This is a genomic window from Clostridioides sp. ES-S-0190-01, from assembly GCF_020658275.1.
Lineage (GTDB): Bacteria > Bacillota > Clostridia > Peptostreptococcales > Peptostreptococcaceae > Clostridioides.
Genome location: NZ_JACVWA010000045.1, coordinates 128,030 through 144,365, shown reverse-complemented (window position 1 = coordinate 144,365; position 16,336 = coordinate 128,030). Strand labels below are relative to the sequence as shown.

Below are 16,336 nucleotides of genomic sequence, written 5' to 3'. Positions count from 1 at the left end.
ATTAATTATAATAAGTGAATTCAGTATAATTTTATATACAAATTATTTGCAGTAAAACTTGTTAAGTAAAGTTTTTATTTGAATAAAAATTAATATTGAAATTTTTAATTATTTTGTAGTTAAGTAAAGATGTATAATTACTGAATAAGTAGAGGGAAGGGAAAACATGAATGACTATGAAGAATATATAGTTACAGTAAAATCTAGTATCGTGAATCTAATTTTAGGTTTAATATTTTTATCAATTGGGATTGTATTAATTGTATTTTGTGTATATATTAAACAGTACTATATATTATTAATTACTCTTGTACTTACAATATATGGATTAATTTCAATTCTCAAATATACAAGAAAGTATATTATTTTTGATTTATATAATATTAAAGTTCGTAAATGTATAGGGAGTGAAAAAGAGTATTCATATAATGATATTACTAGAATTTCAATAAATAATAAGAAACAGGAATGTCCAGTTAATATATATGTGGATAATAATAAAATTGCAACTTTTTTTGTATCGGATAAAAGTTATATGTCTGCTATAGCGGAAATGAAGCGAAGAGAGTTGCCATTTGATGATAAAAGTATAGACTATATATCAGACATGCCACTTTGGATTCCAATTCCATCTAGTGAGATTAAAAAATTTTGCAATGAAGCTTCAAGAAAACTTGAAAAACAGGTTAAAGAGGATTTGTGTAAAATAGAAAAGGAGTTTGGAAAAGATATATCCTTTTCTTTTGGTATAGATGTTGAAGAAAAAATATTTGTATGTGTATTTTTAGTATGTATTATGAAAAATGGCAACTATACAAAAGTTATAAAAAAATACAGAGGAAAAAAAGCATGGGCTATGTTTCCTGTATATATAGTGGGTCCACAACTATATAAGAAAGAGATTGAAGATGGCAAATTTATTTGTAATATAAATTATTTAAATGCTTTTTCTGGAAAAATGTGGTCAAATTTTTCTAAAATGATAAAAAAATATGGTGTGCAAGAGAGTGAAATAGAAGTTGATTTTGAATTAAAGAGTGAATTGGATTAAATAGTTCTATAGAGAATATCTTAAATATAAGGTATAGACACAAAATAAATTAATTATTAGTCTAAAAAATCCTTATAGAGAAAGGGGTACAAGAATGCTAGAAGCATTTATATTTGATTTAGATGGAGTGATTACAGACACAGCATATTATCATTATTTAGCTTGGAAAAAACTAGCTGATGACATTGGCATAGATATAGATATAGAATTTAATGAGTCTTTAAAGGGTATAAGTAGAATGGAGTCATTAAATAAAATATTAGAATATGGATATAAAAAAGATTTATTTTCAGAAGAAGAAAAAATGAAAATGGCAGAAGACAAAAATAACTATTATGTATCTTTAATAAACAAAATAACTTCAAATGATATTTTGCCAGGTATAAAAAATTTACTTGATGATATAAAATCTAATGATGTAAAGATAGGGTTGTCTTCTGCAAGCAAGAATGCTACAAATGTATTAAAACATCTAGGCATAAGTGATAAGTTTGATTTTATAGCAGATGCGTCAAAATGTAGGAACACCAAACCATATCCAGATATATTTCTTATGTCAGCAAAGGGACTTGGTGTAAATCCTAAAAATTGTATAGGAATAGAAGATGCAAGTGCAGGTATTGATGCTATAAACTCAGCCAATATGTTTTCTGTTGGAGTTGGAGATTATAAAAATCTAAAAAAAGCAAATTTACTTGTAAATTCAACAAGTCAGTTAAATTTTAAGTATATATTAAGTGAGTATAATAAGTATATAGTTAGGAGCATTATATGAAATGTTTGTTTGATAATATAAATGAGTGGAAAGTTATACAAGACAAGATTGAAATTAAAGAAAATAGATTAGCAGAGTCTATAATGAGTATAGGCAATGGTTATATGGGTATGAGAGGAAACTATGAGGAAAGATATAGTGGAGATAGCCATAGAGGTTCTTATATAGCTGGAGTATGGTTTCCTGATAAAACTCGTGTTGGATGGTGGAAAAATGGATACCCAGAATACTTTGGTAAAATTCCTAACTCAGTTAACTATATAGGGATAAGAATTTTCATAGATGGGGTAGAGTTAGACCTTGAAAAATGTAATGTTGAAAATTTTTATAGAGAATTAGATATGAAAAATGGTATTTTAAAACGTAAATTTACTGTGAATATTAATGGTAAAAAATTTGAAGCTAATATAACAAGATTTTTAAGCGTATCAGTTAAGGAATTAGCTGTAATAAAGTATGATATAAAAGCTTTGAATTCTAGTGCTAAAATAAAATTTATTCCATACTTAGATTCAAATATAAAAAACGAAGATTCAAATTACGAAGAAGAATTTTGGAATGCAGTTTCTTCAAGTTCCTCAGAATATAGAGGAAATATACTTTCACGTACAAAAGAAAATACATTTAAGACACCCATATTTACAGTAGGTGCAACGATGCATATTAAAGCAAGAGGTAAAGTAGATGATATATCTTATTTAAGTACTGATAATTACTGTGAAAATTCAATAACAATGGATGTTTTAGAAAACGAAACTATTGGAATAGAAAAATATGTAACAATAACTTCCACTAGAGATTATAGTGAAAATGAGTTATTAAAGAAATGTGATGATATCTTAAATATAGAAATATCTAAAGAGTATGAAGAAATTTTAAATGAACATACAAAATTGTGGAATAAAAGATGGGAAAGTGCAGATATAAAGATAGAAGGAGATAAGAGTAGTCAACAAGGTATAAGATATAATCTATTTCAATTATTCTCGACTTATTATGGAGAAGATTCAAGATTAAATATAGGGCCAAAAGGTTTTACTGGTGAAAAATATGGAGGTGCTACTTATTGGGATACAGAAGCATATTGTCTTCCAGTCTATTTAGGTGTAGCAGATAAGAGTGTAGCAAGAAATCTTTTAGTATATAGATACAATCAGCTAAAGCAAGCAAAAGATAATGCCAAAAAACTTGGACTTAAGGGAGCACTATACCCAATGGTTACTTTCGATGGAGTGGAATGTCATAATGAATGGGAGATAACATTTGAAGAGATTCATCGCAATGGAAGTATAGTATATGCAATATATAATTATACAAATTATACAGGTGATTTTGGATATATAAAAGAAAAGGGCATAGATGTAATAGTAGAAGTAGCTAGATTTTGGGCTAGTAGGGTACATTTATCTACAAGAAAAGATTTATATATGATACACGGAGTTACAGGCCCAAATGAATACGAAAGTAACATCAATAATAATTGGTATACTAATTATATAGCTAAGTGGTGTTTAGAATATGCTGTAGAAAACATCTTAAAATTAGAAAAAGAGTACAGTGAATGTATTAAAAGAAATAATGTAAGTAAAGAGGAAATTGAGGACTGGAAAATAATATCAAATAAAATGTATTTGCCATATGATGAAGAATTACAAATAATAGTTCAAAATGATAATTTTTTAGATAAGGAATTTATAGAGGTAAAGGATTTGCCAAAAGAGAATCTTCCTCTTAATCAAAAATGGTCTTGGGACAAGATTCTTAGGTCATGTTTTATAAAACAAGCAGATGTGTTACAAGGAATTTATTATTTTGGGAATATGTTTACTAAAGAAGAGAAAAAGAGAAACTTTGATTTTTATGAAAAATATACTGTACATGAGTCTTCTTTATCTTCTAGTGTTTATTCTATTATTGCTTCTGAAGTAGATGACTTAAAAAAAGCTTATGAATTATACTCAAGAACAGCTAGGCTTGATTTAGATAATTATAATAATGATACTAATGATGGTCTTCATATAACTTCAATGTCTGGCTCATGGCTTTCTATTATACATGGATTTGCAGGGATGAGAACATGGAATGAAACACTATCTTTTGAGCCTAAGTTACCTCAAGAATGGAATAATTATTCTTTCAATATAAATTATAGATATAATAATATCCATGTTGATGTATGTAGTAATTTAATTAAGATAGAAAATTTAAAGGGAAAACCAATAAAAATTATTGTATATGGAGAAGAGTATGTATTAGAAAAATCTATAGAAATTAATAGAAGTAAATTAAAATAATGTCTTAGTGTATAAATAGTTAAAATAAATTTATCTAATTTTAAATTTATTTTAACTATTTTTTATTTAATGCAAACCTATATATTATAACAATAATCGTGCTTTAAATTAAATATATTACATAAATCTTCATAAAATCTTCATAATTTCGTAAAGAATATGTAACAAAAGTAGGGTATATTGTATTCTGTAGAGAATATAAGGGAGGAAATAATTTATGAAGAATAAGAAGTTCATTATAGCAATACTGATAATAATAGTTGGAATAGGTGTGTTAGTAAAAGAATATTCAATTAAAGAGATAAATAAGGCTGATATAGATGTTAGTAAGTATATAGAATATGCTGATTTAGCAAGTGAAAATAATGCACAAGTTAATTGGAAGTATGTAGCTTCTATCATTGCTGTATTAAATAAAAATAAGTTAGAAAAAGTTAATGATTCACAAATAAAAGAAATATCAGATTTATTTGTTAAAGATTTTTCTAAAAATAATAAAGTAGAAAATTTAAGTAGTGTTTTAGATGAGTTGAAATTTAATAATAAACAAAAAAGATTGGTTAATGATTATATAGAGGACCTTAAAGATTATGGAATAAAGCCAGAAAGATTAAAATCTGATACACAATATATGAAATTTATTAATGAGATTGAAACATCTGCTATACAAAACTATAAAAATTATAAAATATTGCCATCTATAACCATTGCACAAGCAATAATTGAATCTAGTTGGGGTAAATCAAGTTTAGCAAAAGAGTATAATAACTTATTTGGTATAAAGGCTGATGCCTATTGGAAAGGAAAATCAGTTACTTTAGAAACAAAAGAACATTTAGATACAATTATAGATGATAAATTTAGAATATATGATGATAAAAGTGAATCTATAAAAGACCATGCAGAATTTTTAGCTACAAATAAAAGATATAAAGCCAATGGTGTATTTGATGCAAAAACATATATCTATCAAGCTAAAGCATTAGAAAAAGCAGGTTATAGCACTGCAAAAGATGAAAGTGGAAGTAACATATATGCAGAACGTCTAATAGAATTAATTCAACAATATAATCTTCAATTAATAGATAGTGAAATTCAAAGTAAATTGTAACTTTGGTGTAACATAAGGGTGATATATTTATCGAGGAGGTGGATTTTATGAAAAAAATATTCTCGGTATTTACAAGTTGTATGATTATTGCAACTACTATCACTGGATGTAGTAGTAGTGAGGTTATTAATGACACATCATCTATGTATAATGTCAAAAATCTGGACTTTAATTTTGAAGTAAAACCAGAAACTTTTGAGGTATCAGTAGAATCTAATGGTTTAAAGGAAAAGATATCTGAACCATTAAAAGAAAGGAAAGTATCAAATTTTAAACAGACAAAAACAGAGACATCATGGACATATCCTGATGAAAACATAGACATAAATATAAAAAAAGAGGAAAGCTATTTAGATGTAGATATTAAATCTAATTCAGAAAAAGAAGCTAGTTTTAATTGGCCAAGAATTGAAGGCGAAAGTTATGTGTTACCACTTTATGAAGGTAAATTTATACCAAGTGATGATAAATACTGGAAAGAGCATTTAAATGAATCAGCTTACAATGTCATAGAATCCTTTTCGATGCAGTTTTTTGCAGTAAATAAGACAAAGTATTCTGTGCTTTATATTATTGAAAATGAATTTAATAATGAGATTAAATTTAATTCTAAAGATAAAATTAATTTTACATTTACACATGAATATCCAAGTATAAATAAAAATAAAGAGTATGGATTTAAAATATATTTGACTGATAAAAATATTACAGATGTGGCAAAAACCTATAAAAATTATATAGTTGATAAAGGTGAGTTTAAAACATTAGAAGAAAAATCTAAGGATAATAAAAACATTGAAAAGCTTTATGGAGCTCCTCAGATTTATTTTGCAGACAAATCTATAATAACAGTAGGTGATATTAAATGGGACAAATTAAAGGAAAATTTATCAGATGATTTAATTAATTGGATGAAAGAACTCCTAAGTAAAAAACCTGATAATAGTGAATTTATAACTGTACTTAATCAAATAAAAACCCAAGATTATATAGATAAATATCAAAAAAATCAAATAGTTCAAGCCTTTAATCAAGTTATGCAACTAAATACTTTTTATAATAGTAAGGTTTTTGATAGTAATGATAAAGAAATAAAAAAAGTACTAGATAAAGGAATATCTAAATTAAATAGAGTAGAACTTATAGAGTTTAACAAAAAGTTATTAAAGTTAAAATTGGGGAATAGTGTGAATAAAATTGATACATGGGCAAGATATAATACAATTGATGTAATTAATGATATGAATAAATCTGGTATTGATAATGCTTGGATAGGGTTTGATGATATGGAAGAAGGTTATGTATCACCAGAAATAGTCAAAAGAGCTAATGATTTAGGTTATCTTGTAGGACCATATGATTCATATCATTCTATACACAAGCCAGGGGAAGAAAAATGGAGTACAGCATCATTTAAAGATAAGTCACTATATGAAAATGCTACTATAGAAAATAAAAAAGGTGAAAAAGAATCTGGATTTCAAGGAGAAGGAAGACAACTAAATCCTACATTATCTTTACCAAGTGTAAAAGAGAGAGTAAAAAGTATATTGAATGAGGGGTATGAATTTAATTCTTGGTTTATAGACTGTGATGCTACAGGAGAAATTTTTGATGATTATTCTCCAAATCATATAACAACACAGTCACAAGATTTAAAAGCTAGACTTGAAAGAATGTCATATATAAGAGATAATGCAAATATGGTTATAGGTTCAGAAGGAGGAAATGACTTTGCAAGTAGCACTATAGCATTTGCACATGGGCTTGAAACACCAGCGTTTGCTTGGGTAGATAAAGATATGAGTAAGAACAAAGAAAGTGAATATTATGTTGGTAGATACTATTCTCCAACAGGAGGAGTGCCAGAAGTCTTTTCAAAGCAGATACCTGTAAAAGAAAAATATAAAAAAATATTTATAGACCCAACTTATTCTTTACCTTTATTTAGATTAGTTTATAATGATTCTGTTGTATCTTCTCATCAATGGCTATGGGGAACTTTCAAAATTAAGGATGAAGTTGGAAGTAGAATGATGAAAGAAGTATTATATAATACACCACCTATGTATTATATAGATAGAACTGAATGGGAAAAACATAAAGGTGAAATAATTTCTCATGATAAAGTATGGTCAGAGTTCAATAAAAAGGCTATTAAAAGAGAAATGACAGACTTTAAGTTTATTTCTGATGATAGATTAGTTCAAATGACTAAATATGGAGATGATTTAAAAGTAGTAGCTAATTTCTCTGAAAAAGATGTTAAATATGAAAATGAAATTGTAAAATCAAATTCTTTGGTAATATATGATAATAATAAGAAAATTATGTATAAACCAGAATAATAGATTTAATGAAAATAAATTCTATCAAACTCACATATAAAATAATATTTAATTAAACTATACAAAATGGTGACTATAATTAATTTTAATAATTAAGATAGTCACTATTTTTATATCATTTTTAATATTGAAAGCTTTACTTCAGTAATATTAAATATCCTAATTATTCTAATATATGTCATACTCATTGTGCCTCTTAATAAATATAAGTTTTATTTTTATTTTAGACAATATATTGACTTTTTGTATTTGAAATAGTATTCTTAGATAAGACACTATATTGTCTAATTGAAGTAATATTATTTTATGAATTATGAATGAATCAAATTTGAAAGATTTAATAAACACTAAAAATAAATACTGGTTCATAGAGAAAGGAAAATATTAAAGAAAATGAATACAATCATTAAAGTTCAAGATTTGGTAAAAGTATTTGATAATCAAGAGGTCATAAAACATTGCAATATAAATGTAGAGAAAGGAAGTATTTATGGATTTTTAGGTGCAAATGGAGCTGGAAAAACTACAGTACTAAAATTGATAGCAGGTTTATTAAAACCAACCACTGGGAATATAATGATTTCTGATATGAATATATCTGAAAATCGTAATAATATTTTAAGAAAAATTGGATGTATTATAGAAACACCAATTTTTTATGAACATTTATCAGCTGAGGAAAATTTAAAGATACATAATGCTTACATGAATTTTTATGATGCAGATATAAATGCTGTTTTGCAAAAAGTAGGACTCGAAAATACTGGAAAGATACAGGTATGTAAGTTTTCTTTGGGTATGAAGCAAAGGTTGGGGATTGCTCGTGCAATGATACATAATCCAGATATTCTTTTACTTGATGAACCTATCAATGGTCTTGACCCTATGGGAATAAAACAAATGCGTGATTTATTCAGAACACTTGCAAAAGAATATGATATGACACTTATTATTTCAAGTCATATATTAAGTGAAATAGAGTATATAGCTGATACAATAGGCATTATTTCGAATGGAAGTATTTTAAAAGAAATTCCTATGTCTACAGTAAAACAAGAATTTCCTAATGGCTTGGAAGAGTATTTTTTTGAAATAATGAATGGAGGAAACAACTGTGTATAAACTTATAAAATTAGAACTAAAAAAAAATAATATTCGCCCTTATCTTCATGCCATGGGTATCATTACCTTATGTGTATTAGGATTTTTGTATACATTTGCTATGATTGCTTATACAGGGGGGGATACAGATTCTGCTGAGTTTTCTAATTACCATAATATTTGGGTAATCACTAACGTTCTACAAATGTCAGCTTATGCCATTTTATCAGCTGTATTGTTTTCCACATTTGTTATAAAAGAATATTCTGGAAAAAATGCAATTTTGATTTTTACTTATCCAATAAATAGAAAGACTTTATTGAACTCAAAGATTGTATTGATAGCTACATTATGTTTGAGTTTTATGTTGCTTGGGACGATTATTTCCCTCCTTATATTTATGGTTACAGAAGCTTTTTTTCCTATGATTTCTGATAATTTTACTCTTGGATTGTTTTTTAAGATTATTATTGAAACAATTTTGTGTGCTGTATTCTCTTTATTTATAGGTGTAATTTCTGTTAGCATTGGATTTCGAAAATATTCCATTCAAACAACGATTATAGTCTCTGTTATTCTTGCCTCCTGCACTGCTAACATTATAACAACTATGCTTCACACATATATTCCTTTTATTATTGTATGGATAGTAGCAGCAGTATTAGCTGGACTTTCGTATTTATGGCTTATCTCAAAAGTTGAAGACATAGAAGTATAATTGTATACTTAATAAAGGTAGTTCTAATGAATAAAGCAACAGATAATAATGCGTCATACTTTATTTATCTGTTGCTTTTTAACATTTTGTGGATGATTAAAGTATGTTTTCCAATCGGTTTGTACATTTAAAAATAATTTTTAATTATTTTATACTTTATGCTTTTGATTCATTCTTATATAGATACTTAGCAAGAATTGAAATTAATAGCATAATTATGAACATACATACTATAGGTATATAGACTGTGGAACTGAAAATTTCAAATAATTTTCCATGCATAATTTGACCAACTGGAGCAACACACTGTGATACAGCGGTAACAGTAGCCATTACTTTACCCAATAATTCATTAGGAGTTTGTTTTTGAACAATAGTTAAAACGAATATAGTAATAATTGTCATAGACATGGCTATAGGTATAACACAAATAAATAACAATATAAAAGATGGATAATATCCTAGTCTAAGCATTAAAGGTGAAATAGAAATAGCCATTGGTATCATCAGAATACTAATTAACATTAACCAGCGATACAGTGTATTCATTTTCATTTTTTTAGCAAACAGACCTATTGAAAGTGCACCTAAAACACTACTAAATTCAATAATTCCTATCCCTATGCCATACATATTATTACTACTATGCATTGTTATACGTAAAATATATTGTATTCCTACAAGTAAGAATGGAGTCAAAAATAAATTTAAAGAAGCAGCTAGAATCATGGCTTTACTAATATAAGATTGTTTTATAACATAAGAAAATCCTTTTTTCATATCACTGACTATTGTTGATACTATGCTTCCATTAACTTTTCTTTTATTAAAAGGTATATGAATAAACATTTCCATTACTGCGGATAGAAAAAATGCAATACAACTTACAATAAGAAGCATCTTAATTCCAATAAGGCCATATAACAAACCTCCAAGTACAGGAGCAAACATACTTGAAAGAGAGCTTATTCCGTTTACAATTCCATTTGCTTGTTCTAAATCTTTTTCATTTGCTATTAAAGGTATGCTTGCTTGCACAGTAGGTTGATACATAGAACTAATAATTGATAATAGTACCATAATAACCCCAATTAATACAATAGAATTATTTAAAGTAGAAAGAAGACAAATAAAAGTAAAAATAATAACTGAACTAATAAAATCAAATATAACCATTAAATTTTTACGATTAAATCTATCAGCTATTGCACCACCAATTGGAGAAAATAAAAGAGGTATGCTTGATATTGCGTATAAAGTTGCAAATATGTCTGCACGTCCTGTCATATCTAAAATATAAGTGGAAAGTCCAAATCTTAACAACGATGAACCAAGTATAGAGACAATTTGACCAAGTACTATTAAATTAAAATTCTTATTAAAACAACTATTCATTTTATTTAAATCTTGCATTTCTAGAACACCTCACTTTTTAAGACTGACCGTCGGTCTATAAAAATTATAATCAATCACAAATAAAAAGTCAATAGAAATATTTAATTTATAATTTTAAAATTATATTTTTATTTTAAATAAAAGGTATGATATCTATCAAAAATATATCATATCTTATAAATAGCGATATTTCTTTCATACAAAATTAAAAATGGTAATTTGAAATAGTTATAATGAATAGTATTAATATATAGATATAGGGAGATTGATGAAATCATGCATGAAAAAGATAAGGTTATATATAATCTGGAAGAATGTGAGAGTCTAGAAAATACACTCTACTTTTCTCAATTTAATACATATAAAAATTTTAAGCTAGTTTCTAAAAAATCTGGAGTAAATTTATTAGATACATCTGTTTGTGGAATGAATATCCACGATATAAAATTGATTGATACAATAGAATGTATGTCGTTAGAGGATGAGCAGATGACTGGTAAAAAGTTAATTTTAGTTGGTGATATAAATACTAACATAAGGTTAGAAAATATAAATAATGCTAAAAGAAATAGGAATTTTACAAAGAAAAATATACTTGAATTAAAAATACCTTTTAGTACATTTATACAAATGCCTAGAGGAATAAAAAATAACGATAAAATTAATTTAAAGTATATTATACAAGATATAACATCATCCATTTTAGATGACAATAATTTATTTATAAGTATAACTACAATTATAAGTTATGACAATAATTTTAAAATAAGATAATATTTAAATTATAGAAAGGTGGGTGCAATGAGAGGTATCAATGAATATGGGGGAGATTTTAGTTATAAGTTATTATCTAGAAGCCCTATAATAACAAAAACTACTTTTAGTAATATTGTTTCAAATGATATGAGTGGAAATATTTTAGAGGTAGAAAAATATGTTGATAAAGAATGTGCATCTGTATTTGATATTTTAACATATACTATTGTTGTTACAAATATGAGTAATCGCAAAACTGGGAATATATTTTTTAAAGATTATATTTCTAAGTACATAAAATTTATAAATAATACTGTAGAAGTTAATGGTATCAGAAAGGGTGGATTAAATCCACAACAAGGTTTTTACATAGGTAAAATAAATGGAAATTGTAAAAAAATAATATCTTTTAAAAGCATAGTATTAGCAAATTCAGCATGTAGGGTTATAGAAAACCACGCTAATATATATTATTATTATAAGTATGATATGGAAAAATTTCCAATGAAAATATCAATAGAAAGTAATCGTGTTTATACAAGTATTAAAAAAGCTGTATTTAAACAATTAAATATAAGCAATACTTTAAAAGCACCTAAAAATCTAAAAGATATATTAAAAGTGAAGACAAATAGCAAAATACTTAGTATAAAACTTATAAAAAATCCTATAAATAAAGACAAAAATCTAAAACTATGCAATTTAATAATTGTTGGAAGTATAGAGTTTGAAATTAACTATAGTTGTAGAAATTATAGTAGATTTAAATCAGTAAATAAATTAGATAATAGTTATAACATTCAAGAAGATAAGGACTATAGAAGTAATATAAAAATGGCTAATGAAAATATAGAAAATTACAAAAATCAAATTAATATTACTCCTAGCAAAGTTAAAAAAGTTACTAAAACCTTTGGTTTCTCTTGCTTTATTTGTTCACCTGTTGGAATAGTTTATGAAGATGTAAAAAGTATAAATATAAAAACTGAACATATATCAATAAATGAACTGAATAATGGTGAATTATTCATAAATACATCGCTTTTATTATACTATTAATTGGTTGTACATAAAATTTAAAATTACTAAAACAACTATATGATTTAATGTATACAAATATTATTATAGATTAGATATAAGGTGATAATTATTGTTAAAATAGCATCAATTATAAAAAATCAGTTAATCAAGTATTTATGACTTATAAATTGATTATAAAGCCTTAACAATAAGCTATTATCAAATAATTTATTATAATATTATAATGACAAGTATATAGTTTAAGAATAAAAGTGTTAGCAAAGTTAGAGATAAGAAATTTATGATTCTTGAGGAAATTTTAGCTTGCAATATATCTGTAATAAATATAGAAATATAAATTTAATAACCACAGTATTCTTAGGAATACACCAAATAATTCAATGTTTGTAACATATACTGTTAGATAATGTGTTGAACTATAATACTTATACTGGATTTACAGTAGTTATTATGAAATAGAGTTAAATAATAATTGTAATAAATAAAATTAAGCATCTAGATTTATGCTAAAATAAGACAAATATGTTAAAAAAATGATAAGTTATGAGAACTTTTGCCATCTTCAATTAATATATTATTACTAGTAATAGCTTTAAAATCATATTACTATTATACAAATTTTAGCTTTAAAAGAAGGTGACAAAAAGTAAATGAAAATATGCATAACAGTAGGTCATAGTATACTAAAAGGTGGAAAAAGTACAGGTGTAAATGCAATAGTTGATGAGTATAGTTATAATAAAAAATTAGCTCCTATGTTAGCAGAGATGCTCATAAGTCAAGGTAATACAGTAGATGTAATAATTTGTCCAGAAAGACATTTTGTAGCAGAAAAAGAAGAGTTTTTTTATAGAGTTCCAAAAGTAAATAGTGGCAAATATGATTTACTAGTAGAGCTACATTTAAATAAAAGTGATGGAAAAAGCTTTGGTGCAGAAGTACTTTATTATGGTAATGAAGGATTAGAATATGCTAAAAGAGTATCTAATAAACTTGGAGAATTATTTGAAAATAGAGGAGCTAAAAAAAGAGAAAATTTATATATCTTGAGAAACACGAATCCAGTTGCAATACAAATTGAAAGTTTTTTCTGTGATAATGTGGATGATTGCAATAAAGCCAATGAAGCAGGTTATGACTATATAGCACGATTAATTACAGAAGGTATTTTGAATAAAGATATAGGTATGTGAGATTATGGTAATTTAGGTATTGATTAATACCTTTTAATCTTAGATATAAATTGAAAAATTGTCTAGGAATATAAATTAAACCTAAGAAGTATACTAATTCAGTTTATTTAAATCAATTTAATTATCTAAAAAAAATACCCCTTGAAAATATTGACTTATCAATGTTAATAAGGGGTATTTTTTTAGATTTTATTTTGATTTAAGGACTAGTTCATAATTTTTTCTGCTAAAATCTATATATAATGATAAAAAGTATAAAAATATCGGTGTCTTACATTATAATAATATAATGGAGAAAAATATAATTGATAAGATAAAAATAAACATAATAAGGTGGTAATATATGAAATATACATTCGAAAGTTTTAAATTGGATAAAAAGATACTTAAGTCATTAAAAAATTTAGAATATAATGTACCTTCTAAGGTACAAATAGAAGTTATTCCAGAATTGTTAAATAGTAAAAATATAGCAGTAAAATCAAAAACAGGAAGTGGGAAAACAGCAAGTTTTGCAATACCGATATGTGAAAATATTGATATAGAATACAATAATATTCAAGCACTTATAGTAGTACCAACGAGAGAATTAGCGCTACAGGTAAAAGATGAGATATCAAGTATAGGAAGGTTAAAGAAGGTAAGATGTAGTGCTATATTTGGTAGACAATCTATAAAAGAACAAGTAGCTGAGTTAAAGCAAAGGGTTCATGTCGTTGTAGCTACTCCGGGTAGAATAATTGACCATATAAATAGAAGCACTATTAATTTAGAAAAAATAAAGTATTTAATAATAGATGAAGCTGATAAAATGTTTAATAAAGGTTTTCTTGAACAGATGGAAACAATATTAACAAATATACCTAAAGAGAGAACCTTAGGTCTTTTTTCAGCTACAATAGGTGAAGAGATAAAATATATATGTGAAAAATATACGCCAGATTACGGCATTATAAATGTAGAAGGAAATGAAAGTAACACTAATGAAGGATTAAGACAAATAGATGATAAAATAATCAAGTCAAAGGAAAGAAATAAGTATGTAGTTTTAAAAGAATTAATATACAGCGAAAATCCAAGGAGTGTAATAATATTTTGTAATACTAAAGAAAAAGTATCTAAACTATATAATAAAATGAGTAAGGAAGGTTTTTTGGTAAGAGAGTTACATGCAGATTTATCACAAGAAAAAAGAATATTTGTGATTAAGGATTTTAAAAATATAAAGTTTAATGTATTAGTTAGTAGTGATGTAGCATCTAGAGGAATACATATTGATGATATTTCTTTAGTCATAAACTATGATGTGCCACAAGATAAGGAAAACTATATACATAGAATAGGTAGGACTGGTAGAAAAGGAAATAGTGGAAAAGCTATCACTATAGTAGATGAAAAAGATGAGAAATATATAGATAATATAGAAACATATGTAGGATATAAAATAAATGAGTTAACTAATATAGAACAAAGTAGTATTATTAAGGGTAAAGTTTTGTTTGAAGAATATTCAAAAGAAATTTTGAAAGAAGTATCGAAAAGAAAAAAAATTGCTAAAAATTCAAACAAAAGTAAAGATATAAAATCAAATCTAGAAAATGAAGTAGTTAAATTGTATTTAAATGCTGGTAAAAAGAAGAAGATAAGGGTATTAGATATAGTTGGAGCATTTAGTAATATAAAAGGTATTACTAATGATGATATAGGTGTAATCGAAGTTCAAGATTTATGTTCATATATAGATATATTAAATTACAAGGGAGACTTGATATTGAAAAGATATAAAGAGATTCCTATAAAGAAAAAAATGGTTAAGGTAAAAAGAGATATACAATAATTCAATTATCATTATTAGTTAATTATTATAATAAATTGCATTGGTTTTGTATTTTCTAAGTATAATGAGATTATAAAGGCTAGATAAAATAAAATTAGAAGAAAAAAGAATTTGATTAAGAGGTACTATATGAAATATTTTGGAAATGGGTTAAGTGAAGTACACAAAGAATTAAATAAAATCATACGTAAAGAAGAAAAAATAGAACAGGTAAAAACACTATTTTTAGAAATTCATTCAAAATTACATCTCTCAGAAATATCAAATACAGAAAAAAATGAAGTGGACAAACTTATTAATGACTTAAACAGAAATGAATATGCTATTGTGCCAACAAGTAAAGACGAAACTATTGCATGGGTTTTGTGACATATCTCAAGGATTGAAGATTTAACAGTAAATGTACTAGTTGCCCAAAAAGAACAAATTTTTAATGAACAATGGAAAGAGAGATTGAATATTTTTATTACAGATACAGGAAATGCTCTCTTTGATTATGAAATTATGAATTTAAGTAAAAGTATCAATACTAATGAATTGCTTTGCTATCGAGATGAAGTTGCAAATGGAAAGAACATTTTCGTACAAAAAAGAAACTTTACAGAAGTTAGATTATAATAACTTAAGTAAACAACAAATCAACTAAGGTATTATTGATTTTGGTTATACTCTAAGTTATACTATTTTTAAGTGTTTATGACAATAGTCATTTTAAA

14 protein-coding genes are annotated in these 16,336 nt (G+C 25.6%); 13 read left to right on the top strand and 1 reads right to left on the bottom strand.

Going from position 1 to position 16,336, the window contains the following annotated elements:
- Positions 1 to 166: 166 nt before the first annotated feature.
- From IC214_RS18955 to IC214_RS18925, 7 genes are all read left to right on the top strand, one after another.
- Positions 167 to 1,051, top strand: a complete 885-nt coding sequence (locus IC214_RS18955; protein WP_227835432.1) for a hypothetical protein — start codon at positions 167 to 169, stop codon at positions 1,049 to 1,051.
- A 94-nt stretch (positions 1,052 to 1,145) separates the two neighbouring features.
- Positions 1,146 to 1,826 carry a beta-phosphoglucomutase gene (gene pgmB / locus IC214_RS18950; protein WP_227434848.1) on the top strand — a complete coding sequence of 227 codons (681 nt, stop codon included), beginning with the start codon at positions 1,146 to 1,148 and terminating at the stop codon, positions 1,824 to 1,826.
- Positions 1,823 to 4,120: a glycoside hydrolase family 65 protein gene (locus tag IC214_RS18945; protein WP_227835434.1), complete on the top strand. Its 2,298-nt coding sequence runs from the start codon at positions 1,823 to 1,825 to the stop codon at positions 4,118 to 4,120. The genes pgmB and IC214_RS18945 overlap by 4 nt, the downstream gene beginning before the upstream one ends.
- Before the next feature lie 217 nt (positions 4,121 to 4,337).
- Positions 4,338 to 5,231, top strand: coding sequence for a glycoside hydrolase family 73 protein (locus IC214_RS18940; protein WP_227824037.1), 894 nt, complete (start codon positions 4,338 to 4,340; stop codon positions 5,229 to 5,231).
- A 47-nt stretch (positions 5,232 to 5,278) separates the two neighbouring features.
- Positions 5,279 to 7,579, top strand: coding sequence for a glycoside hydrolase (locus IC214_RS18935; RefSeq protein ID WP_227824036.1), 2,301 nt, complete (start codon positions 5,279 to 5,281; stop codon positions 7,577 to 7,579).
- A gap of 393 nt (positions 7,580 to 7,972) precedes the next feature.
- The gene (locus IC214_RS18930; RefSeq protein WP_227434844.1) at positions 7,973 to 8,701 is read left to right on the top strand and encodes an ABC transporter ATP-binding protein; all 729 of its coding nucleotides are present in this window, start codon (positions 7,973 to 7,975) and stop codon (positions 8,699 to 8,701) included.
- Complete coding sequence (locus IC214_RS18925) at positions 8,694 to 9,398, top strand: ABC transporter permease (protein WP_227830625.1); 705 nt, start codon at positions 8,694 to 8,696, stop codon at positions 9,396 to 9,398. The genes IC214_RS18930 and IC214_RS18925 overlap by 8 nt, the downstream gene beginning before the upstream one ends.
- 156 nt (positions 9,399 to 9,554) lie before the next feature.
- On the opposite strand, the gene IC214_RS18920 is transcribed toward IC214_RS18925, so the two are convergent.
- Positions 9,555 to 10,811: an MFS transporter gene (locus tag IC214_RS18920; RefSeq protein ID WP_227866900.1), complete on the bottom strand. Its 1,257-nt coding sequence runs from the start codon at positions 10,809 to 10,811 to the stop codon at positions 9,555 to 9,557.
- A 258-nt stretch (positions 10,812 to 11,069) separates the two neighbouring features.
- On the opposite strand from IC214_RS18920, the gene IC214_RS18915 reads away from it, so the two are divergent.
- The 6 genes from IC214_RS18915 (at position 11,070) to IC214_RS18890 (ending at position 16,238) form a co-directional block, all read left to right on the top strand.
- A complete protein-coding gene (locus tag IC214_RS18915) occupies positions 11,070 to 11,567 on the top strand; it encodes an SPOCS domain-containing protein (protein ID WP_227835439.1) in 498 nt (165 codons plus the stop codon).
- Between the two features lie 27 nt (positions 11,568 to 11,594).
- Positions 11,595 to 12,608 (top strand): DUF11 domain-containing protein, encoded by a 1,014-nt coding sequence (locus IC214_RS18910; RefSeq protein WP_227835440.1) that lies wholly within the window; start codon positions 11,595 to 11,597, stop codon positions 12,606 to 12,608.
- A 632-nt stretch (positions 12,609 to 13,240) separates the two neighbouring features.
- Entirely contained in the window at positions 13,241 to 13,783 is a 543-nt protein-coding gene (locus IC214_RS18905) for an N-acetylmuramoyl-L-alanine amidase (RefSeq protein ID WP_227434839.1), read from the top strand.
- Positions 13,784 to 14,126: 343 nt separating this feature from the next.
- The gene (locus IC214_RS18900) at positions 14,127 to 15,620 is read left to right on the top strand and encodes a DEAD/DEAH box helicase (protein ID WP_227866899.1); all 1,494 of its coding nucleotides are present in this window, start codon (positions 14,127 to 14,129) and stop codon (positions 15,618 to 15,620) included.
- Between the two features lie 129 nt (positions 15,621 to 15,749).
- Positions 15,750 to 15,989, top strand: coding sequence for a hypothetical protein (locus IC214_RS18895; RefSeq protein WP_227482516.1), 240 nt, complete (start codon positions 15,750 to 15,752; stop codon positions 15,987 to 15,989).
- A gap of 84 nt (positions 15,990 to 16,073) precedes the next feature.
- Positions 16,074 to 16,238, top strand: a complete 165-nt coding sequence (locus IC214_RS18890; RefSeq protein WP_227482517.1) for a hypothetical protein — start codon at positions 16,074 to 16,076, stop codon at positions 16,236 to 16,238.
- Positions 16,239 to 16,336 lie beyond the last annotated feature (98 nt).